The sequence below is a fragment of the Adhaeribacter aquaticus DSM 16391 genome (genome assembly GCF_000473365.1).
In the GTDB taxonomy this organism is placed as follows: domain Bacteria; phylum Bacteroidota; class Bacteroidia; order Cytophagales; family Hymenobacteraceae; genus Adhaeribacter; species Adhaeribacter aquaticus.
Map to the genome: position 1 here is coordinate 2,009,833 of NZ_KI421517.1, position 23,873 is coordinate 2,033,705.

The window sequence follows — 23,873 nt, forward strand, 5'->3', positions numbered from 1 at the left end:
TTTTGAAGGAAGTTAAAAGCTAAGAACCAAAACGAATAGGTAAATAAACTGTCAAACAATAAAATAGAAAACCGATATGAGCAGCAATTGGCATATTTCCCGCCGCCGGATGTTAAAAGGTCTAGGCGCCTGTATTGCCCTTCCGTTTCTTCAGGCAATGGTCCCTCCTGGAATGAGCATGTATAACATGCCTAAAAAGCCAGTCCGGTTTTCTTTTTTATACATGCCCAATGGCGTAAACCAGGACCACTGGACCCCTGCTCAGTTTGGCAGTAAGTTTGAACTAACCAAAACTTTGCGGCCTTTAGCCAAAGTAAGACAGGATATCACAATCCTGAATGAGCTCATGAATAAGGGTTCGATTTTCCCCGGCGCAGAAGGTCACTTTTGCAAAACTGCCAATATTATGACTTGCCGGCCCATTTTAAAAACAACGGGCGAGGATTTAAATAGCGGCGGTATTTCTTTCGACCAACTGGTAGCGCAACAAAAAGGCCAGAGCACCTTATTTGATTCGCTACAGTACGGCATGGAGCGCATAAATTCAGGTATTTGCGGAGCCACCGGTTTTACCCGGCTTTATGCCGCCAGTGTTTCCTGGAAATCGCCTAACCAACCTTGTACCCGGGAAATAGATCCGCGCATGGCCTTCAACCGCTTGTTCCGGAGCTTTGTACCTTCCACTAAAAAGCGGGATGAAACCTGGAAGTCGAGTGTGCTGGATTTAGTACAGGAAGACGCTAAAGCCCTGCAACGGAAATTAGGCCGCTCTGACCAGGACAAGCTGGAAGAATACCTGGAGTCTATCCGGTCACTGGAAATGCGGATAGACAACGAAGAGAAAATAAAAGCTTTTGAGCGGCATGTTACGCCCGAAATAAAAAAAGAACTGGTACACCTGAATTTGCGGATTGATGAATTTAAGGAGCAATATGTAGGCGTAGATATTACTGAAAAAGTACGTCAGATGCTCGATATTCAGGCTCTTGCTTTCCAGTCCGATGCCACCCGGGTAAGCAGTTTTATGTTTGGGAATGCAGCCAGCAACCGGAACTTCTCTTTTATACCAGGAGTACAAGGCAGCCATCACCAAATTTCGCACCACCAGAACAACGCCGGAGAAATGGAGCAATACCGGAAAATAAACGAGTTTTATGTAACCCAGCTGGCTTACTACCTTGAAAAGCTAAAGTCTATTCCGGATGGTGAAAGTAACCTCCTGGACAATTCTGTTGTCATGTTTACATCGGGCCTGCGCGATGGCAATTCCCATTCTTCGAAAAACATACCCGTTATTGTAGCCGGTAAAGCAGGCGGAAAACTGAAAACCGGACAAAACTTACAATTTAAACCAGAAACGCCTTTATCTAATCTTTACCTTTCTCTGGCCCGCGTGTTAGATGTTCGCTTATCGAAATTTGCCGATAGCACCGGAGAATTAAGCGAAATCTATGCGTAGCAGAATAATACAGAAGTTTTTAGTACCAACTGTTTCTTTTCAGAAAGTTTATATTCCTTACCGGCTTCTGCTGCTGCCCTTGGCTGGGGCTATGCTTTTACTACCCCGGCTAAAACCAACACATGGCGAAGTTCCGGACCTGGTGCATTGGTTAGGGCGTTTTCACCCATTGGTGGTGCATTTTCCGGTTGTACTGGTCTTAATGGCCTTGCTTTTTGAATTGGCCAGGAAATTCAGGATAATCCATATATCCGCCGCTACAATTGGAGTGGTACTAGGCTTTAGTTTAGCGGGGTCTTTGGCTTCTGTGGGCATGGGTTTCCTGTTGTATTACACCGGTGAATATACCGGTGAAATCATGCAGGGACATTTATGGGGTGGTGTTTTGCTAACCTCCGTGGTGGCCATTACCTTATTCTTATTCTTGACTTTCCGGCAATACCGTTCCAAAGCTGTATATAGCAGCTATCTTACATTTTTGGTACTAGCCAATGGTATTCTTATTTATACCAGCCACCAGGGGGGCTCACTTACGCATGGCAGTGAGTATCTCTCAGAACATGCTCCTAAATTCAACCGGGCAGGCCAGGCTGTGTTTACACCAAAAGCAGAATCAGAAATGCTGGTTTACCACGATGTGGTAGTGCCCGTGTTAAATCAAAAATGCATGAGCTGCCATAACGAGAACAAAGCCAAAGGAGATTTAATAATGACCACTTATGAGGCTATGCTGAAGGGTGGCAAAGGCGAACATCCTACTTTGGTTCCCGGGTCTGCGAAAGAAAGTGATATGTTCCGCCGGGTTATGCTCCCGGAAGACGATGATGACCATATGCCTACCAAGGGTAAACCAAACCTCACCAAAGATGAAATTGAGCTAATTGCCTGGTGGATTAATCATGGAGCCGATACAACCATGCGGGTGCCCCAGATGGCTACCGATCAGCAAATTAAACCTGTATTAACAAACTATTTAACTGACCTAAAAACCCAACAACGCACCAAGTTTTTGCAGCAACAAAGCTTGAAGGATCTTCTAAAAGAAATACCTGCCAGTAATAATGTGGTATTGCAATTAGATCCTTATGATGAAAAAGGCATTAACCTTTCTATGCCTTTTCCGCCGGGTATTTTTGCAGATAAAGATATAATTAAACTCCAGCCATTGTTTCCCAGCATTACCAAGGCCTCGGTAATGGGCAGTGAAATAACCGATGATGCTTTATACCATATAGGACAAATGTCCGCTTTACAGGAGCTTTATTTGCAGCAAACCAAAATAGATGGTTCTGGCCTGATTCATTTATCTTCCCTAAAAAACCTGCATTTGCTGGACCTTTCCAAAACGCAGGTAAATGATGGCCAACTGTTGCATGTTTTACAGTTGCCAGCGCTGGAAGATTTAATTCTGTACGAAACCACTGTTTCAAAAGAAGTGGTGGAAGCCATCCGGAAAAACAAACCAGACTTAAATGTGAAGCTGGAGCGGGGTAAGTTTTTTTAAAACTCCGCTCCACCTGCACAATACTTTATAAGCTATTACTGGAAGAAAGAACCTAAAACTATCCACCCGCAAATGAAAAAACTGATTCCGGTCCTCCTTTTCTTGTGCCAGCTTTCTGTATTCGCTCAGAACAACAATACCGAAAGCTACCCACCCCATCCTGCCTCCGTAGAACAGGCAGGTGTTCCAAAAGGTGAAGTAATAAAGTTAACCTTTGAAAATTCTAAAATTTTTCCGGGAACCTGGCGGGAATATTGGGTTTATGTTCCGGCACAGTACGATGGTAAAAAGCCAGCCTGTGTTTACGTAAACCAGGATGGCTTACAGTGGAATGCCCCTACGGTTTTTGATAATTTAATTCATCAAAAAGAAATGCCGGTAACCATTGGGGTATTTGTTACCCCAGGAAGAGTTAGAGCGCTGAATGAGGAAGTAGCTTTAGACAGGTTTAACCGGAGTTATGAATTTGATGGATTAGGTGATGCTTATGCCCGTTTTATTTTAGAAGAGATACTACCAGAAGTAGAAAAGCAAAAAACCAGTGATGGCCGCTCCATCAAATTATCAAAGAATGGAAACGACCGGGCCATTGGTGGCGCCAGTACCGGGGCAGTTGCCTCCTTTACGGCTGCCTGGGAACGTCCGCAGGAATTTTCCCGGGTATTTAGTGTAGTAGGTACTTTTGTTGGATTAAGAGGAGCCGATCAATATCATACCTTAATTAGGAAAGTAGAACCGAAACCCCTGCGGGTGTTTTTGCAGGATGGCACCAACGACCTGAACGTGTACGCCGGCGATTGGTGGAAAGCGAACGAAACCATGGAAAGAGCTTTAATTTTTGCGGGTTACGAGGTAAATCATATTTGGGGAGAAGGTGCCCACAACAACCGGCATGGCGCTGCTATCTTTCCGGAAGCCATGAAATACCTCTGGAAAGACTGGCCCCAACCGGTTAAAAAAGGATTAACTAATAATCAAACTTTAAAAGAAATATTAGTGCCTGGCCAGGAATGGGAGTTAGTAGGTAAGGGATATGGCTTTGCAGATGGCATTACTGCCAATGCTGCCGGAGAAGTATTTTTTCAGGATGCTGGTAATTCCAAAACGTATAAAGTAGACCCAACTGGAAAACTAACTTCCCTCCCGCTAAATGCTAAAAAAGCCAGTGGCACTGCTTTTGGTCCGGATGGCACCCGGTATGTAGTAGCCCGTGCTACAAACGAAATTCTTACTTATGATGCCAAAGGAAAAGAAACCGTACTGGTCCATGATATCAAAGGAAATGACCTGGTGGTGGCGCATAACGGCAACATCTATGTTACGGCTCCGGAAGGAAAAGACAAGCCTAGTAAAATTTATTTAATAAAGCCCAACGGCGAAAAAAGTGTTGTGGACGAGGGTTTGAAATATGCTAATGGCATTACCCTTACGCCTGACCAACAACAGTTATATGTTTCGGACTCCCAGTCGCATGTTGTTTACATTTATCAGATAAGACCAGACGGAAAGCTGGCCTATAAACAAAAGTATGGCTGGTTACATACCAACGAGTACGACGAATATATTTCCGGAGCAGATGGTATGAAAGTGGACCGTAAAGGACGGGTTTATGTAACTACCAAAATGGGCGTTCAAATCCTTGACCAAATTGGGAAAGTTTACGCCATATTACCTGTACCGGGTGGTAATGCCTCTAATATTTGCTTTGGTGGTTCTAATTTCGACAATTTATATGTGACTGCAGGGGATAAAGTTTACCGACGAAAATTGAATATCCAAGGTGCAAATACATTCGAAAGTCCTTTTAAACCTACTAAGCCAAGTTTGTAATAAAAAGCCTGGACTAAAGCAGTTATTCCGGCTCCTCCCTTTTTTATTTTCCACCAGACTAATACGCTGGAATAAATTATGGGGGCAAGAGAGAAAGCAATCAGGTAAAGAACCAGAAAATATATAAATTGAATATAACCAGCTCGATATGAAAAAATATTTACTTTACTTATTCTTTTTACTCCCAACTGTTTTATTAGCCCAAGCTGCTAAAAATGCTAAACCCGTTAAAAATGCGGCCCAGCAAAAGCAATTTGTGCTTTTTGATGTAGAATTTACTTATACCAAAGAAGATGCGGATAACTCCACGCCAAGTAAATCGCATTACTATGTAACCGGTAACAAAATAAATCCTAATCGTCCTAAAGACTGGACTTCACCGGTAGACTATCGAAATGGCACGGTACACATGCGTCTGGAAGTATTGGAAAAGCCCGCCGGAAATGCCCCTACTACCTGGAGTTTATGCTACATACCTAACAAAGGGCAGGGAAACGGGTATGGTTGCACCAACACATCGGTTTATTTTGATAAAGGAGTTTATGAAAAAGACATACCTATGACATCCTTTTGGGAAAACGAGTCTATTATCTGGACGGAGGGCATCAAACAAATGGATTTGGTTATAAAAGATAACAGTGGCGGCCAGGGCCATGCGCATAAACGAGCTGATCATGAGTTATTTTTTCCTACTAAAGTCCGGATTACCATGGTTCAGGTAGCTGCCGGGGCAAAATATGATCCCAGCCAGGTTCCTAATTTACCTCGAACCCAATAACATTGGGTAAACTCCCACCTTATTTTAAACCTTGAGAAGTATCTTTTACAATTCAAGATCTCCCAAGTAAGAAAAGACAATAATTCTATATTAAAGACAATACACGTGCGTAAATAGGACTTATAAACTTCAAGAGGATGTTGTCACTAACTACAGCTATAGATTATGTAAAAGGAGGCTCACACTCAAAAAGGATAAGTAAAGAATATATTCTTGTAGCTTCTTTAACTTTAAACTTTCTTTTAATAGGTTTTGGTGTTTATAAAATTTGGCACAACCGGTATTTAACCATTAAAAGCGCCAGCCTACAGGTAACCCGGCACCAATATCGGACCAATATCTTTAATGCTCTTCCGGTAACTCCTCATCAAATAATCTTCTTAGGAGATAGCCACACAGAATGGTTTGAATTAGCTGAAATTTTAGGCAATGCTGCCATCAAGAATAGAGGCATTGGTAATGACAGAACTTCGGATGTACTAACCCGGCTAAACACTATTATTGAATCTAAACCTACAAAATTGTTTATTCAAATAGGAATTAATGATATTATTACGGGGGTACCGCAGCAGAAAACTATCGCTAATCTAGAAAGTATCTTTAGTACGATTAGAAAAAGTTCTCCCTCAACAACTATGTATCTGCAAAGCATTTTACCAACCGGCCCGGAAAGAAATTATCAGGAACAGATAACACAATTGAATCAGGTATATAAAAATCTGTCAAAAAAATATTCTCTCACCTTTGTTAACCTGTATCCTAGTTTCAGTAATAAAAATGGGTTAAAAAAAGAATTTGACTCAGGCGATCATATCCACTTAAACGGAGCCGGATATTTGAAATGGGGAGAAATCATTCGGCCCTATTTATAAGATGCATAAACTGCAGGAAATCTATTTTGAGGGTTTCCAGGTGAAATAACCTTTTAAAATTAATTCTTCAGGCACTAGTAGCTTAATTTGTTGTAGCAATACCTATTTGAGAAAATTCCAATCACCAGATTTTCAGGCTGAGTTAATAAAAAAGATCCCTACCTCATTAAGAAGAAGGGATCTTTTTTTATTTTTAATTAAGATTTTTAATGGGCAAAACCTTCGCCATCATGGTCGTAGTCTACAGCTGGGTAAACATTGCGTAACTCTTCCAACTTTTTCTTGCCATAAGCAAAGCGGGTAATTACAATAAATAATACCGGCACCGCAAACAAGGCCAGGAAAGTAGCCGACAACATTCCTCCTACCACGGTCCAGCCAATGGTTTGGCGGGCAACGGCACCTGCTCCGGAAGAGAATGCTAAAGGCAATACCCCTAAAATAAAGGCTAGCGAGGTCATAATAATTGGCCGCAAACGCAACTTAACTGCATCAAGAGTGGCCTCTAATAATTCTACGCCATGGTCTACCCGTTCTTTGGCAAATTCTACAATCAGGATAGCGTTTTTAGCAGCCAAACCAATAAGGGTTATCAAACCAATCTGGGCGTACACGTTGTTGGATAACTTAGGCAAAAATATTAAGGCAACAATTGCTCCGAAAGCTCCTAATGGAACCGCCAGTAAAACCGAGAAAGGTACAGACCAACTTTCGTAAAGAGCTGCCAACAGTAAAAATACCAGCACAATAGATAAAGCAAAAATATAAACGGTGCTGTTTCCCGAAGCTATTTCTTCCCGGCTTAGGCCTGAAAATTCATAACCGTAGCCGGCTGGCAATACTTCAGCAGCTACTTCCTCCAAAGCCTGAATAGCCTGTCCGCTACTATACCCGGGTGCGGCATTGCCATTTATTTCCGTAGACCTAAATAAATTGTAATGCGATACCACCGGCGCGCTTTCCGTTACTTTATAAGTAACCAAAGCACTTAATGGTACGGAAGCTCCTTCCCTGTTTCTTACATAATATTGCTTTAGGTCTTCAATATCATCCCGGTAAGAGGTATCGGCTTGGGCTACTACCCGGAAGTTACGCCCGTACATGGTAAAGTCATTTACATATTGGCTACCCATATACGTAGACATGGTAGAGAAAACGTCGTTTAGGTTAATCCCTAATTTTTTAACTTTTTCGCGGTCTACCTGCAACTGAAAACCTGGCGTACGAGCAGTAAAGAAAGAGAACGCACCGGTAATTTCGGGCCTTTTCCGGACCTCAGCCAAAAAGGTATTAACTACTCCTTCAAAAGCTTTAATATCATCCGTACTTTCGCGCTGTTGCAACATAAAGCTAAAACCACCAGTTTGACCTAAACCCGGAATAGCAGGGGGCGGTACTACCACAATGTTCGCATCTTTAATAGTAGCAAACTTCTGTTGTAAGGTAGCAATTATACCAAACAACTGGGTGGATTCATCTTTACGCTCATCCCAAGGCTTTAACTGCACAAACAAAGTTCCGCTGTTGGACTTGATTGAAAAGTTTAGGACATTAAGTCCGGCAATACCCGAGTAGTTATTTACTCCAGGAGTAGTGCGTAATATCTCTGAAATTTGTTTAAGGATTTCCTGCGTACGGGTACTGGAAGCCGCTTGGGGCAATTCAAAAGTTACAAATAAACGGCCTTCGTCTTCAGTAGGAATAAACCCGGTTGGCTTGGCCCGGAATAATCCAACGGTTCCGGCATAAATACAAACCAATAATATAAGTACCAACGGCGCTGCCTTAATGCTACGGCGCACACCACCAGAATAGGAATTGGTAACCCGGGCAAACCAGCCATTGAACTTATAAAAGAATTTATTTATACCTCTAGAGTTCTGGTCTAACTGCATTGGTCGCAGCATTAAAGAACAAAGAGCCGGAGTTAAAGTTAAAGCCACGAAAGCCGAAATCATTACGGAAATAGCAATAGTAATAGCAAACTGCTGGTATAACCGCCCCACAATTCCGGGCACAAAACCTACCGGAATAAAAACTGCTCCGAGAATTAAAGCAATAGCAATAACAGGACCTGTAATATCCTTCATAGCTTTACGGGTGGCATCTTTAGCCGAAAGCCGCTCATGGTCAATGTAATGCTGCACGGCTTCTACCACCACAATGGCATCATCTACCACAATACCAATAGCTAATACAAACCCAAATAATGTAAGGGTATTAATGGTAAAGCCTAATGGAATAAAGAATATAAAAGTACCTACAATAGAAACCGGAATGGCCAGAATTGGAATTAAGGTAGCCCGCCAGTTTTGCAGGAATAAATATACTACCAGAATTACCAATAATAAGGCTTCTACCAGCGTATGCATTACTTCTTCAATGGAAACCTGAACTACGGATACCGATTCAAAGGAAACTTTGTAATCCATATCGGCCGGGAAAGTTTTCTTTAAACGCTCCAGGGCTTCATAAACGCCATCGGCGGTAGCCAGGGCATTACTTCCCGGCGATTGATAAACCAACAGGAAAGTAGCAGGCATTCCGTTCACAAAAGCTTGCCGCGTATATCCAAAGCTGCCTAACTCTAAACGCGCCACATCTTTTAAATAAACAAGTGCCCCATCTTCTGGTCGGGTACGCACTATAATATTTTCAAATTCTTCCTGTCCGGTAAGTTTACCATTTACGGTAAGCGGGTATTCAAAAGCCTGAGAGGAATATTGTGGCGCTCCCCCAACTGAACCAGCTGCAACCTGTACGTTTTGCTCCCTTAATGCCGCGGTCACCTCAGCCGGTGTAATTCCCATTTGAGAAAGCTTATCCGGTTTTAACCAGATTCGCATACTAAATTCCTCACCCACGGTATTTATATCGCCTACACCGGGTACCCGCAAAACAGCATCACGAATATAAATGTTGGTATAGTTATCCAAAAACTTAATATCGTGGGTTCCTTTCGGCGAAAAGAAAGTTACCACCATCATGATAGTGGGGTTTCTTTTCCGGACTGTTAATCCAAGACGTCTTACCTCTTCCGGTAATCTTGGTTCCGCAATACTTACCCGGTTCTGTACATCTAGGGTGGCAATATCTACATTGGTGCCAACCTCAAAGTTTACGTTCATGGACATTTGTCCGGTGCTGGTACTGTTAGATGACAGGTAAGTCATGCCGGGCGTACCGTTAATTTGGGTTTCTACGGGAGTAGCGACTGTTTGCTCTACCGTTTGGGCATCGGCACCGGTATAATTACCCTGAATAGAAACTACCGGAGGCGTAATATTCGGGTATTGGCTAACCGGAAGATTCAATATGGATAAGGCTCCCACCAGTAAAATAACCAGGGAAATTACTATGGCAGTAACCGGCCTTCTTATAAATACTTCTGATATCATGTTTATTATTTTACCCCACGCTTAGTTATACTAAACCTGGTTTTTATTTACAATCTAATTCCGGCAAAGAGATAAGCGGACTTAGACTCTTTGCCTTATTAATATTTTTAATTAAATTATTTGCTGGAAGCTGCAGCTGGCGGTGCCGGTGTACCCAAGGTTACTTTAGCGCCTGGTCTAAGCTTTTGAGTACCTTCCACCACAATCTTATCCCCTGCCTTCAATCCTTCCCGAACTATAATTTTATCGGCTATTTTAGATCCCAGACGTACCCGGTTCTGAATAACGGAATCGCCTTGAATAACATAAGTATAAAACTCACCCATTTGCTCAGTAACGGCTTTGTATGGAATAACTAATTGCTGACCAATATCCTCGTTACGCACCTGTAATACGGTAGTCATACCAGGTATCAAAGCCCGGTTGGGGTTCGGGAAACTTACCCGTACGGTAATGGTTCCGGTTTGCGGATTGATAGCCCGATCAATAGCTGAAAGTTTACCGGTATGCGGGTAAATGCTGCCGTCTGAAAATTGTAAAGTAAAAGTAGAATCGCTACCAGAGCGGTTTTGTAACCGGGTGAAGCGCGGCACTTCTGTGTCATTAATAACAATATCCACAGCAATCGGATTATCAGCAGAAATACTATTGATAAGCGTTTGCCCTGGAGTAACCTGCGACCCTACTTTAACCTGAGCAATACCAATACGACCGCTCATAGGAGCTGTTATAACAGAATAGCGTAAGTTGGTTGAGGCTCCGGAAACGCCGGCCTGAGCGGCAGAAACCTGTGCCTGAGCCGTACCCAATTCTGCCCGGGCATAATCAACGCGCTGGCGGGCAATCGCATCCTGCTTAGCTAAATTTTCATACCGCTCCGCATCCTGCCGGGCCCGCTCCAAGTTAGCTTTGGCACTTCTTAAATTAGCTAACGCCTGGTTATATGTAGCCTGGTATTGGGTACGATCTATTTCATACAGGCGCTGCCCTTTAGTTACCATTTGACCATCCTTTACATAAATATTGGTTATGTAACCACCTACTTGCGGGCGCAACTCTACGGCATTCAAAGGCACTACCGTACCCGGATACGTATCTGTTCCGACTACATGCTCTTCCGAAACAGCATAAGCATTAACCGGAACCGGAGCATTAAGGGGGTTTTGCCCCTGCGGGTTTTGTGATTTATTGCAAGCACCCATTATAAAAGAGCCCGAAAGCAGGAGTAGCATTGCAGAAATATTTCTTTTCATTCGACTATATAATTGAGGTTGCATTAGTAGTTCACATTAACAATTCCTTGTGCTCTTTGTAAATCCAGCTTGCTTGCCAAAACCTGGTAAAGGGCATTAAAATAGTTTAATTGGGTAGTTCTTAAATCCGTTTCGGCTGTAATTAGCTCCAGGTAAGTTTTGATACCTTCGTCGTACTGGAGTTTAATAATGCGGTAAACATCCTCGGCCAGGACAACATTATTTTTAGTTGTATTCCACTCGTTCAGGTCACTTTTATAGTTTGCCAACGCCTGATCGTACTCGGTGCTAATCCGGCTTTTGGTATTAGATAAATCCAGATCCAGGCGTTGATCGAGTAACTGGGCCCGGCGCAGGTTTTGAATACGACGGGTGCCCTGGAATATAGGTAATGCCACACTTAAACCTGCCAGTGAGTTAGGATAGGTCTGGGTAAATAACCGGGCAAATTCATTATTCTGGTACACCACATTATAATTGGCAAATGCCGAAACTGTAGGCAAAAATCCCCACCGGAAATAATTTATGTTTAAACCCTGAATCTGCTTTTGTGTTTGTAGTTGCTGCAACTCCACCCGGTTGCCAAAACTTACACCTTGGGTAGTATCAATTAAGGTATTTTGCTCCATTTGTACCCGGTCAAAAACCAGTTGCAGCGGATTTTCTGGTTGCAAACCTATTAACTCTTTTAAATAGGTGTGCTTGAAATGGATTGCTTCCTGAGCGCGCTTACGGTCGCTGCGGGTGTTGCCTAAAGAAATACTGGCCCTTTGGTAATCTGTTTTATCTACCAATCCTTGTTGGTATTGGGCATAAGCATCTTTTAATTGTTTTTCCTGCCGGATTATAGCTTCATCCAGAATACGAAGCTGCTCCTGCGTTAACAGAATATCGTAAAAAGCCTTACTAACCGTAACAACTGTGTTTATTTTCACATTCAACGTATTCTGGTCGTTCCGGACCCGGACAAACCTGGCTGCTCGCGAAGCTAATAAAACATCGTTGTTATAAATAGTTTGGTTGGCCTGTAACAACAGGTTAGAAGTATTGGCTACACCAATGGTTCTGGGCGTAGGTACGCCTGCATCATTTGGGAAAAGTGTAATTGGCATTCTTAAGTAATGCTGCAGGTTATACTGAGCCGATATTTGTGGTAACCAACCGGCCAAATTAGCCCGTATTTCCCGTTCGCCTATTTCCTCATCTAACTGCGCCTGCCGAACTGCCGGTTTGTTTTTCAGTGCAAAGGTTATGCATTGTTCCAGCGTAAGCCCATCTGCCGTACTTTCAGGTTTACTTTGCCCCCGGGACATAAGCGGGCCCAAGCAAGCTCCTAACAGTAGAAATATTAAAAATGGTATGCGTTTCATATAATTGCCACAGAATTTAAAATAAATTTTATCCTTCGTTAAATAGCTTAACCTGCTTTTGGCAGCCCTCATAAATTAAGAACTGATTTTAATACCATCCCAAATTACCTCAGCTACCTGCCTTAGTTCATTGGTGGTAAGTTCAATTTTTCGGCACAAATGAATTTTAGCGGTTGTTACAATACTGCCATGAATGAGCGGGCCCAATAAATAACCATCAATTGGTTTTAGAATACCTGTTTCAATCCCGGAAATTACAAAGTCTTTAAATTCATTTTGGAAGCGCTCTGTTTCATTCACCGGGTCGCGGGTACCATAGGGAGAATTAACAAACTGTTCAATAAAAAAAAGGGCTTTAGGATGCTGAATATAAAAGTTACAATAGCTTATCCAGAAGTTCAGAAACCGCTCTTTAAACTCCATTTGTTCATTATCGGCTGTAAGCAGGGCGGCCATTCTTTGATTTAGGATATAACCATATAATTCCATAATAAGGGCATCCTTGCTCTCAAAATAATGGTATATAGTACCTGCTGCAACACCCGCATTTTTAGCTATCTGGCTCATGGGTGTACCATGGAAGCCATTGACCTTTACAAGCTCCAGCGTGCTTTCAAAAATTGCTTTTTTCTTCTCTGTTAAATTATCCATTCTCCCTCTCAAACCAATTGAACGTTCATTCGGTTTGCAAAGTAAATACACTTTTTATTAATAAGCCATCTTTTTACCTTAAAAATTTTAAAGAATAGGTAATGCTATTAAATAACTGATAATAAAATGATCAAAACAAAATAATTAGTACGGAAACGAAAGAATTAATACAGCTATAAGGCCTTCAGCTAAATTTTCCATTTTTAATTAGGTTTAAAAAAATTACTATTAACCTTACTTTTTACAAATATTTTTAGTATATTCGATTAAAAATATATTTCCTGTTAACAGCTTTTCTCTCCGTTAAGCTTTGGTCTACCCAGCAGGTAAACCAGACTTGCCAATAGAAGCAAACTAGTAAAAACTTTACTACCTGCTTTCTTTTTATTTATCTCTTACAAACTCAAAGGTTTCACCTCTTTAAACGCTAGAGTTATGAAAAATCCCGCCTTCCATTTTACTCTCTGTTCGGTTTTAGTACTTTGTTCTTTCTTATCTTTTAAATTAAACCCAAATACCAAAGCAACTGAACCAGAACAACCCAACTCCCCTAAAGCCTTAAGCCAACAACAATTATTAGACAGAGGCAAATATTTAGTAACCGCCGTTGGCTGTAATGACTGTCATTCACCTAAAGTAATGGGTCCAAGAGGCCCTGAATTAGATGCTACCAGGTTATTATCCGGCCATCCTGCGAACTTGCCCCTTCCAGCTATCCCAAAAGAAGCAACCAAGGATTGGCTTCTATTTAATCAAAACTTAACGGCCTTTGTTGGACCTTGGGGAGTGTCGTATGCCGCAAACATTACTTCTGACCCAACTGGCATTGGAACCTGGACAGAAGAACAGTTTTTTACTGCCATCCGAAAAGGAAAATATAAAGGATTGGAAAATAACCGACCTATTTTGCCTCCTATGCCCTGGGAGCAGTTTGCCACCTTTACTGATGATGATTTAAGAGCTATTTTTACGTTCCTGAAATCTACTAAACCCGTTAAGAATGTAGTACCGGCTGCTATTCCCCCGGATATGGTTTCAAAACAGTCGGTTCCTACCAACACCCGATAAAAATTGGGAATATTTTTAAAACAAAAGAGCCGGTATGATCACCGGCTCTTTTATATAACTTTCAATAATTTCCTAAACAAAGAGGCCTTCAACAGACAGGTAACGTTCGCCGGTATCGTAGCAGAAGGTAAGTACGCGGGATCCGGCTGGAATTTCAGGGACTTTTTTCGCTACCGCCGCTAAAGAAGCCCCAGACGAAATGCCCATGAAAATACCTTCTTCCCTGGCTACCCGGCGGGAAAATTCAAATGCTTCCTGCGGACTTACCTGAATGGTACCCGTTAATAAATTAGTATCCAAAATGGCTGGAATAAATCCGGCTCCTATTCCCTGAATGGGATGAGGACCCGGTGCCCCGCCACTGATTACCGGTGATAAAGTTGGCTCTACGGCAAAGGTTTTCAAATTCGGGAAGTGCTCTATTAAAACCTTCGTTACACCTGTTATATGTCCGCCTGTTCCAACACCGGTAATGTGGTAATCAAAGCCCTCCGGAAAATCTTCTAAAATTTCCTGGGCCGTAGTATTAATATGTATTTGGGTATTTGCCTCATTTTCAAATTGCATGGGCATCCAGGCATTGGGATTTTCTTCTAAAATGTGCTGAGCCCGTTCTATAGCCCCCCGCATCCCCCTTTCCCGGGGTGTGAGTTCAATTTTGGCACCGTAAACAGCCATTAAACGCCGGCGCTCTAAACTCATAGATTCCGGCATAACTAAAACCAACTGGTAACCTTTTACCGCCGCTACCATGGCTAAACCAACTCCGGTATTGCCCGAAGTAGGCTCCACAATGATACTGTCTTTTTGTAACAGCCCTTTCTGTTCGGCATCCTCTATCATAGACAAAGCAATCCGATCCTTGATGCTTCCTCCGGGATTGGCCTTTTCCATTTTAACCCAAACCTCAATATCCTGCGGGAAAAGTTTATTAATCCGGACTATGGGCGTTTTACCAATAGATTCTAAAATATTATTGTACTTCATGTTTAATCTTTTACCTATTAGTAATTCGTGGCCTCTTTAACTTCATCAGATGAGACTTAGCTGATATAATATTAAAACTGGCTAACTACTACGAATACTAATTATATTGAAAAAATAATGCTGTCTTCGGGGTCTTCGCTGCGGCTTACTTTTATTTGCGCCTTGTGATATAACCGCGAATACGGCGGCACACTTTCTGTAAGCCAAACATTTCCTCCTATTACACTATTGCTGCCTACTACCGTATTTCCTCCCAAGATAGTAGCTCCGGCATAAATAACCACATGGTCTTCAATAGTAGGATGCCGTTTTATTTTAGCCATTTCTTTAGCTACGCTCATAGCTCCCAAAGTTACCCCCTGGTAAATTTTTACATGATCGCCTATTATTGAAGTTTCACCAATTACAATACCTGTACCATGATCAATGCAAAAATAAGAACCAATCTGAGCCCCCGGATGGATATCAATTCCAGTTTTATTATGAGCCATCTCAGACAAAATCCGGGGTAATAATGGTATATGCAACAGGTGTAGCGCGTGGGCAACCCGGTGTACAGCTATTGCCCAAAAGCCCGGATAGGTTCTTATAACCTCATCAATGTTTAAAGCTGCCGGATCTTCATTGGCAATGGCTTCAGCATCTTTTAATAATAGTTGATATATGAATGGCAGCTGTGCCGTAAAGGTAGACGACAACAACTCTGGTACAGCTTTTTCCGGTAAGGGCATACCAGAAAGTATTTTAATTAAATTGTTCGTTAATAAATCTATATGCAGCAATACATCCCGCTCAGAAGTAAACTTTTGTTCGGCTAACTGAGGAAAAAATAAATGCAGGATATCTTCTGTGAATTTACAGATAGCAGATTTTGGAACAGCAGTACCCGCCTGGGCGTGGGCTGCAAATAATTGCTTCGCAAATTGCTCTTTCATGCGGCGAATCTAAATAATTACAGAATAATAATTACGCATCTGCGATTATTTAAGTCGTACATATTTTGTAATTAGCAGCAAACAACGTTTTATAATAAGTATTCAATGCCTTTTTGGTCCACTATATTCAGCAACTTCAAACCCAAATCTACTAACGGCAAGCCAGCAACTACCTTTAAGGATCGGGTATCGGCCTTAAAAAATGTTCCGGCTTTTCTACGGCTAATCTGGCAAACCAGTCCAACCATGGCAGCTGGCAATATGGCTATTCGTATTATTCGGGCAGCTATTCCACTAGCTATGCTGCAGGTAGCCCGCCTAATAATAGATGAGGTAATATTCCTGACCCAACATAGTGGCCAATACAGCCACTCCCATTTGTTTAACCTGGTATTACTGGAATTTGGGTTAGCTGTATTTTCGGATTTGCTTAACCGAGCCGGCGCTTTGCTAGATAGTTTATTAGGCGATTTATTAGCCAATACCACTTCAGTGCAACTCATGCAGCACGCTGCCTCCTTAGATTTAGCTCAATTTGAAGATGCTAACTTTTATGATAAATTGGAACGGGCCCGGCGGCAAACGTTAAGCCGAACCGTTTTAATGGCGCAGGTACTGGGGCAGATGCAGGATTTTATTACCCTGGCTTTTTTGGCCGTAGGCTTAATTAGCTTTAATCCCTGGTTAATTTTATTATTAATAATTGCGGTAATTCCGGCTTTTTTGGGCGAATCGCATTTTAACGAAAGAAGTTATTCGTTGGTACATGGCTGGACCCCGGAACGCCGGGAACTGGACTATTTGCGGATGACAGGGGCTAGTGACGAAACAGCTAAGGAAATTAAGATTTTTGGCCTATCAGATTTCCTAATCGATCGTTTCCAGGAACTATCAAATAAATTTTACCAGGACAATAAAAAGCTTGCTATTAAACGAGCAGGCTGGGGCACCTTTTTTGCCGCCCTGGGTAGTGCCGGTTATTATGCAGCTTATGTATTTATTATTATTCGGGCGGTTAACGGGAATATTTCCATTGGCGATCTAACTTTTTATGCGGGGTCTTTTGCTCGAATGCGTAGCCTGTTGGAAGGTATTTTAAATCGGTTCTCTGGCATTGCCGAGGGGGCACTTTACCTGCAGGACTTCTTTGATTTCTTTCAGATTAAACCGCATATTATTCCCAACACGCAGACCCGTCCATTTCCCAAACCCATTAAAGAAGGTTTTATTTTTGATAATGTTGGTTTCCAATATGCAAATTCCGAGAAATGGGCTATTCGTAATCTTAACTTTACGTTACAGGCCGGCGAAAAATTGGCTTTGGTTGGCGAAAATGGCGCTGGAAAAACTACCTTGGTAAAACTACTTTCCCGTTTGTACGATCCTACCGAAGGAAGAATATTATTAGATGGCTACGACCTGCGCGATTACAACCCGGAAGATTTACGCAAAGAGATTGGTGTAATCTTTCAGGATTTTGTCCGATTTCAGATGACCGCCTCCCACAATATAGCTGTTGGACGTATTGAGGAAAAGCAAAACGAAACCCGGATCCGAAGTTCAGCAGCTCAAAGCCTCGCCGACACTTTAATAAATAAATTACCGGATGGCTATAACCAAATGATTGGGCGCAGGTTTGCGAAAGGAGTAGATTTATCGGGAGGCGAATGGCAGAAAATAGCCTTGGGAAGAGCATATATGCGCGATGCTCAATTGCTGATTCTGGATGAACCTACCGCCGCCTTGGATGCCCGGGCTGAGCACGAGGTATTTCAGCGATTTGCTGAGCTTACCCACGGCAAAACGGCAGTACTTATTTCACACCGTTTTTCCACAGTCCGTATGGCCGATCGTATTTTGGTTATTGAACAAGGAAAGCTTTTAGAAATTGGTTCTCATCATGAATTATTGGCTTTGAATGGCCGGTATGCTGAACTTTTTAACCTGCAAGCCAAAGGTTATCAATAATTATTTACTTTGAAAAGAGACGCAAGCAGTTTAAGTAAAAAATCAGAAAAAATTTATCTGTTATAAGCTAGCCAATATAAGTAAATAGTTTCCTGGTTACATGGAATTAAATTACCTTGAAGGCACTACTTAAAGACCAACAAAATAACTTTTATTTATTGTTTCGGGTAATACTGTTCTTAAAAGAAGAATTCTGAATTACTGAAGATGCAAAGCTATTTACCTACTTTTTCGAATTCCTTTCATAATATTCTCTATTCTGTTGGCGTATTGGCCGGTAGTGTGGTAGCCGGTCTGGTACTTAAATACATAATATTTGCTTTATTACGGGCTTATAAACGTAAGAAGGAACCCTTACTCACCCATTCTATTTACAACCACTTAAGCGGCCCCTGCTCTGTTTTTTTTCCTCTTTTGCTGGTTTCTTTTACGCTGCCTTTAATTAGTCTTACTCCTGATAGTTGGGAAGTTATCCGGCGATTTGTTGAAACCACGCTTATTGGTTCGTTTGCCTGGTGCCTTATTAAGTTTGTTTACGTTGGAGAAGATTTAATAAAACATCGTTTCCAGATTACTAAGCCTGATAATTTCCGGGAACGTAAGCTCTTTACTCAATTACAATTTGTAAAACAGGTAATTATAATTCTGATCATTTTTGTAGCAGCCGCCTTGATTCTGATGAGTTTTGCCACGGTTCGTAAAATTGGCACTGGTTTACTTACCTCGGCGGGTATTGCCAGTGTTATCATTGGTTTTGCCGCCCAGCGTTCTATAGGTAACCTGTTGGCGGGTTTCCAGATTGCCTTTACGCAACCCATCCGGATAGACGATGTATTGGTGGTAGAGGGAGAATGGGGCCGGGTAGAAGAAATTACCTTCACTTATGTAGTGTTACATATCTGGGACGAACGCAGGCTGGTTTTGCCCTTAAATTATTTTATTGAAAAACCTTTCCAAAATTGGACCCGCACCACTGCCCGGATTTTAGGCACCGTTTTTCTGTATACCGATTACACCATACCGGTAGAAGCTGTTCGTCAGGAACTTATAAATATCGTACATCCCCACAAATTATGGGACAAACGCGTATGCGTTTTACAGGTAACAGATTCTAAAGAACAAACCTTAGAACTTAGAGCATTGGTTAGTGCGGCAGATTCAGGTTCGGCTTTTGATTTGCGGTGCGAGGTACGCGAAAGGTTAGTTAAGTTTATTCAAACCAATTATCCGGAATGTTTACCTAAAACGCGCGCTGTTGTTGATATTGAGTCGCCGGTAAAAATTAACGAAGGCAATAGTAAAGTGTAGGAGCAGCAATCACCTCCTACTTTTATTTTTTAAAGTAGCTTTTATTTATATTCAGGTAAAGTTACCGGAATATGAAATTTAAGGTCTACCCAATTTATATATTAGCTTGGTTTATTACCCCTGTATTTGGGCAGCAACAACCTGTAAACAAATTTCAGGATACTACTCTCCGCTCCATTTTTAATTACCAGGATGAGCGGCAAACAGATAACCTGCTACCCTACTTAAAGAACCCGAGTAGCACCGACAGAGAAGAAGCCGCATTAGCGTTTGGTTCTGTTCAGGACAAAAAAGCAATCCCTTTTTTAGAAGATTTGTTAACCGACAAAAAAGCTGAGGTTAGAAAGGCGGCCGCCTACAGCTTGGGCCAACTAGCAGACAAGACATCAGAAGCGAATATCATCAAAGCCATTCAGCAGGAAAAACAACCTGAAGTAAGAGCTGAATTATTAGAAGCCTTAGGCAAATGCGCCACCCAAACTGGAATTGATTTTTTAAGTACTTTTAACTCGGATAGTTTATTAGAACAAACTGGTCAGGCCTGGGGCCTTTACCGAGCTAATGCCAAAAACCTGGACTACGACAAAGCTATTCCTAAAGCAATTTACTTGCTGAATGCTGTTAACAAACAGGCTGCCCGGCTTGGTGCTGCGCATTTCTTAGCCAGAACACCTAACTTAAATTTGTTTGACTTTACCTCAAAATTAAGTTCAGTGGCTTCAACTGATCCTTCCCCTGATGTTCGGATGGCAGCAGTTCAGACGCTTGGCAAAATTTTAACAGATGAGCCGATCCTCACTTTGCAAAACCTTGCTCAGCAGGATCCGGATTACCGGGTTCGGATTAATGCGCTGCGGGCCTTAGGTAACCGGGACTATGCAAAGGTGAAGCAAACTATTTACCGGGGATTATCCGATAAAAATATACATACGGCAACTGCAGCGGCCGACCTTTTACTTGCTAAAGCACCCCTTGAAGATAGTGCCCGGCTATTAACGCAAGCAAAACAAGACCAGCGTTGGCGGGTAAGGGCTACTTTGCTGGCCGCAGCATTAAAAAATGCTTCAAATAAAACCCCAGTTAATAATCTTATACTTAAACACTATAATGCTACTAACAATAACTACGAAAAAGGCTTCTTGTTAGCAGCTTTAAGTCAGGACCTAACTAATTTCCGTTTTATAGAAAAAGAGACTTTTGCCAAGGCTTCCCCTATCCTGGCATCATATGGAATACAGGCTTTAGCCGATAGCCGAAAAAACAAGGATTTCTTACCGTCGCTGGTATCAACCTTTGCTTCTATCTTTAAACGAGCTATAGAATCTGGTGATGTGGCTTTAATTGGAATAACAGCCGGTTTATTGCAGGAAGCCGAACTTAACTTTAAGGAAAGTTTTCCAGATTATGCCTTTCTTATTATAGCACGCGATAAATTAAAATTGCCTCAGGATATGGAAACTTACCAGGAACTTCAGAAAACAATTAACTTTTTTGAGGGAAAAGCACCTGCTGAACCACCTAAAAATCCTTATACGCATCCTATTAACTGGGTACTTATCCAAAAGCTGAAACCAAATCAACAGGTTTTACTAAAAACTAATAAAGGCAATATTACGCTGCAATTATTTACGGAAGAGGCCCCGGGTACCGTCGCCAATTTTGTAGAACTGATACAAAAAGGATTTTATAACAATAAAAGCTTTCATCGGGTGGTGCCCAACTTTGTAGTACAGGGCGGCGACCCCAGAGGTGATGGTTGGGGCGGCACTGATTACGCTATCCGGTCGGAGTTGGCCAATTTACGCTACGCAGAGGGTTATGTAGGCATGGCCTCGGCTGGTAAAGACACCGAAAGCTGCCAATGGTTTATCACCCACTCCCCCACCCCGCATTTAGATGGACGATATACCATTTTTGCTAAAGTGCTAAAAGGCTTACCAGTAGTTCATGCTCTTGAAATAGGCGATATTATCCAAACAGTTACTTTATTGGAATAACCTCCTAAAACAAAAAATCCTCAGCTATTCAAGAGGACTTTTTGTTTTAGGAGGTTATTTCTGAGCAGTTACCCGCCAAAGAATATTAGAAGAATCATCGGCCACTAACAAAGATCCGTCAGGCAACACGGCTACACCTATTGGCCGACCATATACATCGCCTTTTTGTGGATCTGCAATAAAGCCCGTTAAAAAATCCTCGGGCGGTCCACTGGGTTTACCATTTGCAAAAGGCACAAAAGCTACCCGATAGCCGGCAAACTTAGACCGGTTCCAGGATCCATGCTGGCCTACAAATGCTCCGTTATGATACTTTTGCGGAAAGGTTTTCTGATCGTAAAAAGCCAGACCAAGCGTACCAGTATGGGCGCCAACCGGCACATCTGGGGCTATGGCTTTTTTAACTAAATCCGGGCGCTGACCTTTTAAACGAGGATCTTCGTGCTGCCCGAAATAAGAATACGGCCAGCCGTAAAAAGCCCCCTCTTTTACACTGGTAATATAATCCGGAACTAAATCATCACCCAGGTTATCGCGTTCATTAACAGCTGTCCACAGCATATTACTTCCCGGTGCCCAATCCAATCCTGATGGGTTCCGCAAGCCACTGGCAAAAACGCGTTCGCCGGAACCATCCGGATTTATTTCTAAAATATTAGCCCGGCGTACTTCATGCTCCATGCCATTTTCGCCTACATTACTAGACGAACCAACTGAAATGTAGATTTTAGAACCATCGGCATTAGCAATAATATTGCGGGTCCAGTGGTTGTTGTACCCGCCAGCAGGTAAATCCATAATTTTCTCACCTTTTCCGGTTATTTTAGTTTGGCCTGCTTTGTAAGGGAAACGGTACAGGGCATCGGTATTAGCCACATAGAAATAATCGTTCAGGACTAACATCCCAAAAGGTTGATTTAAATCCTGCAAATATACCTGCCGCAGTTCTGGTTTACCATCTTTATCGGCATCCCGTAACAACGTAATCCGGTCGGCACTAAACCCTTTAGCGTTGCCTTTTTCTTTAGGATTACCGGGTTGCCGTGGATTTTTATTTGACTCGGCAATGAATAAATCTCCATTAGGCGCCACATAAATCCATCGAGGACTATCTAACCCATCGGCAAATTTAGTAACCGTAAACCCGGCCGGAGCTACGGGCGTTTCGCCGGCTGGCCAACCTATAATATTACTTAGTTTAGCGGTTGCCGGAGTAGCAAATGGTTCTGGTAGCTTTAAGGTATCAGCGGCCGTGGTGGCAACCGAATCGGAAGCCGCGCCGGTAGCACCAGCTTCTTCTGCACCTGATTTTTTCTGGTTATTACACCCGGCTAATGCCAGTGCTACCATACTGCTTAATAAAAAGCCATTTAGTTTTTTCATAGTTACTTACATGAGGTTATTTATACAAATACTGAAAATACAATCATTTGCTGTTTTCCACCACCGCAACCAAACTCACAAAAGGCACATTAAAAATAATAACTCTTCAAATATAATATTATCAAATAGTTAAAACTTCTTTAGATCAAAATTTTAAAGTTATAGGTATTTATGCCGTATTGGAAACAACTGTATCATATTAATAAATTAAGCTTCCATCTAAATCTTAAGTAAGTTACTCCCGTATTATTAGCCAAACACAAATAACTATGGCAGAGGCAAACAACCCTATTGAAGCTGTAAAATCTGGTAACCTTGAAGAGGTAAAATCTTTATTGGATAATGAGCCAGATATTGTAAATACAAAAGATAATAAAGGCTATACGCTGTTACACCTGGCTGCCCAGGAAGGAAATGGCGATTTAATAAAACTATTACTGGAGCGGGGAGCCGATATAAATGCTCTAACCGAAGACGGACAATCACCGATGGAAATAGCCATAAAACAGGGCCATGATGCAGCCCAGTATTTCTCCCTATAAAAATTAAAAAATAATTCTAAAATTCTGCGTCTTTTCTATAGGCTCTCCGTCATCGTGGTGTAATCAACAATTAATTACTTCACCGATAAAATTTAAGAGCCATGAAAAGATTTCATGTAAATGTACGGGTAAAAAACCTAGACGAATCTGTTGCCTTTTACAGCGCATTATTCGCTTCTGAGCCTACTGTGCTAAAACCCGATTATGCAAAGTGGATGCTGGAAGACCCTCGCATCAATTTTGCCATTTCCCTCCGCTCTGGTGATGCTGGAATTGAGCACTTAGGTATTCAAACCGAGAACTTAGACGAACTGCATGAAGTTTACGGACGGTTAAAAACAGCTAAAGGAACCATTCGGGAAGAAGGTAGTTGTACCTGCTGTTATGCTAAGTCCGAAAAATCCTGGATTACAGATCCGCAGGGACTGGATTGGGAGGCGTTTTACACCTCCGGTGAATCGTTAACCTATTACGGAGAAGTTACCACGCCCATAAACACTGTCTGCTGCGAAACACATATAACCGTCTGTGTATCCTTATGAAAAAGATAATCAACTCCCTGCTGTGTGT

At 42.0% G+C, this 23,873-nt stretch carries 18 protein-coding genes; 11 read left to right on the plus strand and 7 right to left on the minus strand.

All coding sequences use genetic code 11. The features are described 5' to 3' along the window. Positions 1-76 precede the first annotated feature (76 nt). The 5 genes from ADHAQ_RS0110975 to ADHAQ_RS25345 all read left to right on the plus strand — a co-directional run bounded on the left by ADHAQ_RS0110975 (position 77) and on the right by ADHAQ_RS25345 (position 6,443). A complete protein-coding gene (locus tag ADHAQ_RS0110975) occupies positions 77-1,459 on the plus strand; it encodes a DUF1552 domain-containing protein (protein ID WP_026462970.1) in 1,383 nt (460 codons plus the stop codon). Beyond that, positions 1,452-2,963 carry a c-type cytochrome domain-containing protein gene (locus ADHAQ_RS0110980; protein WP_026462971.1) on the plus strand — a complete coding sequence of 504 codons (1,512 nt, stop codon included), beginning with the start codon at positions 1,452-1,454 and terminating at the stop codon, positions 2,961-2,963. Before ADHAQ_RS0110975 ends, ADHAQ_RS0110980 begins: the two co-directional genes overlap by 8 nt. Before the next feature lie 72 nt (positions 2,964-3,035). Continuing rightward, the gene (locus tag ADHAQ_RS0110985) at positions 3,036-4,793 is read left to right on the plus strand and encodes an SMP-30/gluconolactonase/LRE family protein (RefSeq protein WP_026462972.1); all 1,758 of its coding nucleotides are present in this window, start codon (positions 3,036-3,038) and stop codon (positions 4,791-4,793) included. Positions 4,794-4,941: 148 nt separating this feature from the next. Further along, a complete protein-coding gene (locus tag ADHAQ_RS25340) occupies positions 4,942-5,571 on the plus strand; it encodes a hypothetical protein (protein ID WP_211240584.1) in 630 nt (209 codons plus the stop codon). Between the two features lie 137 nt (positions 5,572-5,708). Then, positions 5,709-6,443, plus strand: coding sequence for a GDSL-type esterase/lipase family protein (locus ADHAQ_RS25345; RefSeq protein WP_051359853.1), 735 nt, complete (start codon positions 5,709-5,711; stop codon positions 6,441-6,443). Between the two features lie 206 nt (positions 6,444-6,649). On the opposite strand, the gene ADHAQ_RS0111000 is transcribed toward ADHAQ_RS25345, so the two are convergent. The 4 genes from ADHAQ_RS0111000 to ADHAQ_RS0111015 all read right to left on the minus strand — a co-directional run bounded on the left by ADHAQ_RS0111000 (position 6,650) and on the right by ADHAQ_RS0111015 (position 13,115). Continuing rightward, on the minus strand, positions 6,650-9,841 hold the full coding sequence (locus tag ADHAQ_RS0111000; protein ID WP_034256751.1) for an efflux RND transporter permease subunit: 3,192 nt from the start codon (positions 9,839-9,841) through the stop codon (positions 6,650-6,652). 116 nt (positions 9,842-9,957) lie between these two features. Beyond that, positions 9,958-11,094, minus strand: coding sequence for an efflux RND transporter periplasmic adaptor subunit (locus ADHAQ_RS0111005; RefSeq protein ID WP_026462974.1), 1,137 nt, complete (start codon positions 11,092-11,094; stop codon positions 9,958-9,960). Positions 11,095-11,117: 23 nt separating this feature from the next. Next, on the minus strand, positions 11,118-12,464 hold the full coding sequence (locus ADHAQ_RS0111010; protein WP_026462975.1) for a TolC family protein: 1,347 nt from the start codon (positions 12,462-12,464) through the stop codon (positions 11,118-11,120). 75 nt (positions 12,465-12,539) lie between these two features. Next, positions 12,540-13,115, minus strand: a complete 576-nt coding sequence (locus ADHAQ_RS0111015; protein WP_026462976.1) for a TetR/AcrR family transcriptional regulator — start codon at positions 13,113-13,115, stop codon at positions 12,540-12,542. Between the two features lie 435 nt (positions 13,116-13,550). Between ADHAQ_RS0111015 and ADHAQ_RS25350 the strand changes: the two genes are divergently transcribed. Next, positions 13,551-14,183 (plus strand): hypothetical protein, encoded by a 633-nt coding sequence (locus ADHAQ_RS25350; RefSeq protein ID WP_051359854.1) that lies wholly within the window; start codon positions 13,551-13,553, stop codon positions 14,181-14,183. Between the two features lie 72 nt (positions 14,184-14,255). On the opposite strand, the gene cysK is transcribed toward ADHAQ_RS25350, so the two are convergent. Next, entirely contained in the window at positions 14,256-15,170 is a 915-nt protein-coding gene (cysK, locus tag ADHAQ_RS0111025; RefSeq protein WP_026462977.1) for a cysteine synthase A, read from the minus strand. 101 nt (positions 15,171-15,271) lie between these two features. Then, positions 15,272-16,105 carry a serine O-acetyltransferase EpsC gene (gene epsC / locus ADHAQ_RS0111030; RefSeq protein ID WP_026462978.1) on the minus strand — a complete coding sequence of 278 codons (834 nt, stop codon included), beginning with the start codon at positions 16,103-16,105 and terminating at the stop codon, positions 15,272-15,274. A 105-nt stretch (positions 16,106-16,210) separates the two neighbouring features. Between epsC and ADHAQ_RS0111035 the strand changes: the two genes are divergently transcribed. The 3 genes from ADHAQ_RS0111035 (at position 16,211) to ADHAQ_RS27840 (ending at position 21,378) form a co-directional block, all read left to right on the plus strand. Then, on the plus strand, positions 16,211-18,073 hold the full coding sequence (locus ADHAQ_RS0111035; protein WP_034256753.1) for an ABC transporter ATP-binding protein: 1,863 nt from the start codon (positions 16,211-16,213) through the stop codon (positions 18,071-18,073). Between the two features lie 207 nt (positions 18,074-18,280). Beyond that, on the plus strand, positions 18,281-19,381 hold the full coding sequence (locus tag ADHAQ_RS25355; protein WP_051359855.1) for a mechanosensitive ion channel family protein: 1,101 nt from the start codon (positions 18,281-18,283) through the stop codon (positions 19,379-19,381). Positions 19,382-19,452: 71 nt separating this feature from the next. Continuing rightward, complete coding sequence (locus ADHAQ_RS27840) at positions 19,453-21,378, plus strand: peptidylprolyl isomerase (protein ID WP_084523819.1); 1,926 nt, start codon at positions 19,453-19,455, stop codon at positions 21,376-21,378. Between the two features lie 54 nt (positions 21,379-21,432). Here ADHAQ_RS27840 and ADHAQ_RS0111050 read toward each other — a convergent pair whose 3' ends face one another. After that, positions 21,433-22,761 carry a PQQ-dependent sugar dehydrogenase gene (locus ADHAQ_RS0111050; protein ID WP_026462981.1) on the minus strand — a complete coding sequence of 443 codons (1,329 nt, stop codon included), beginning with the start codon at positions 22,759-22,761 and terminating at the stop codon, positions 21,433-21,435. Positions 22,762-23,030: 269 nt separating this feature from the next. Here ADHAQ_RS0111050 and ADHAQ_RS25360 point away from each other — a divergent pair, with 269 nt between their 5' ends. Together ADHAQ_RS25360 and ADHAQ_RS25365 are read left to right on the plus strand one after the other, a co-directional pair. Next, the gene (locus ADHAQ_RS25360) at positions 23,031-23,303 is read left to right on the plus strand and encodes an ankyrin repeat domain-containing protein (RefSeq protein WP_051359856.1); all 273 of its coding nucleotides are present in this window, start codon (positions 23,031-23,033) and stop codon (positions 23,301-23,303) included. 101 nt (positions 23,304-23,404) lie between these two features. Further along, the gene (locus ADHAQ_RS25365) at positions 23,405-23,845 is read left to right on the plus strand and encodes an ArsI/CadI family heavy metal resistance metalloenzyme (protein ID WP_034256754.1); all 441 of its coding nucleotides are present in this window, start codon (positions 23,405-23,407) and stop codon (positions 23,843-23,845) included. Positions 23,846-23,873: the final 28 nt, after the last annotated feature.

Coding starts and splice junctions, on each gene's coding strand:
- ADHAQ_RS0111035 (WP_034256753.1), top strand. CDS start 16,211: ATGCCTTTTTGGTCCACTATATTCAGCAACTTCAAACCCAAATCTACT.
- ADHAQ_RS25345 (WP_051359853.1), top strand. CDS start 5,709: ATGTTGTCACTAACTACAGCTATAGATTATGTAAAAGGAGGCTCACAC.
- ADHAQ_RS0110975 (WP_026462970.1), top strand. CDS start 77: ATGAGCAGCAATTGGCATATTTCCCGCCGCCGGATGTTAAAAGGTCTA.
- ADHAQ_RS27840 (WP_084523819.1), top strand. CDS start 19,453: ATGAAATTTAAGGTCTACCCAATTTATATATTAGCTTGGTTTATTACC.
- ADHAQ_RS0111010 (WP_026462975.1), bottom strand. CDS start 12,464: ATGAAACGCATACCATTTTTAATATTTCTACTGTTAGGAGCTTGCTTG.
- ADHAQ_RS25365 (WP_034256754.1), top strand. CDS start 23,405: ATGAAAAGATTTCATGTAAATGTACGGGTAAAAAACCTAGACGAATCT.
- ADHAQ_RS25350 (WP_051359854.1), top strand. CDS start 13,551: ATGAAAAATCCCGCCTTCCATTTTACTCTCTGTTCGGTTTTAGTACTT.
- ADHAQ_RS0111000 (WP_034256751.1), bottom strand. CDS start 9,841: ATGATATCAGAAGTATTTATAAGAAGGCCGGTTACTGCCATAGTAATT.
- ADHAQ_RS0111050 (WP_026462981.1), bottom strand. CDS start 22,761: ATGAAAAAACTAAATGGCTTTTTATTAAGCAGTATGGTAGCACTGGCA.
- ADHAQ_RS0111015 (WP_026462976.1), bottom strand. CDS start 13,115: ATGGATAATTTAACAGAGAAGAAAAAAGCAATTTTTGAAAGCACGCTG.
- ADHAQ_RS0110980 (WP_026462971.1), top strand. CDS start 1,452: ATGCGTAGCAGAATAATACAGAAGTTTTTAGTACCAACTGTTTCTTTT.
- ADHAQ_RS0110985 (WP_026462972.1), top strand. CDS start 3,036: ATGAAAAAACTGATTCCGGTCCTCCTTTTCTTGTGCCAGCTTTCTGTA.
- ADHAQ_RS25360 (WP_051359856.1), top strand. CDS start 23,031: ATGGCAGAGGCAAACAACCCTATTGAAGCTGTAAAATCTGGTAACCTT.
- ADHAQ_RS0111005 (WP_026462974.1), bottom strand. CDS start 11,094: ATGAAAAGAAATATTTCTGCAATGCTACTCCTGCTTTCGGGCTCTTTT.
- cysK (WP_026462977.1), bottom strand. CDS start 15,170: ATGAAGTACAATAATATTTTAGAATCTATTGGTAAAACGCCCATAGTC.
- ADHAQ_RS25340 (WP_211240584.1), top strand. CDS start 4,942: ATGAAAAAATATTTACTTTACTTATTCTTTTTACTCCCAACTGTTTTA.
- ADHAQ_RS25355 (WP_051359855.1), top strand. CDS start 18,281: ATGCAAAGCTATTTACCTACTTTTTCGAATTCCTTTCATAATATTCTC.
- epsC (WP_026462978.1), bottom strand. CDS start 16,105: ATGAAAGAGCAATTTGCGAAGCAATTATTTGCAGCCCACGCCCAGGCG.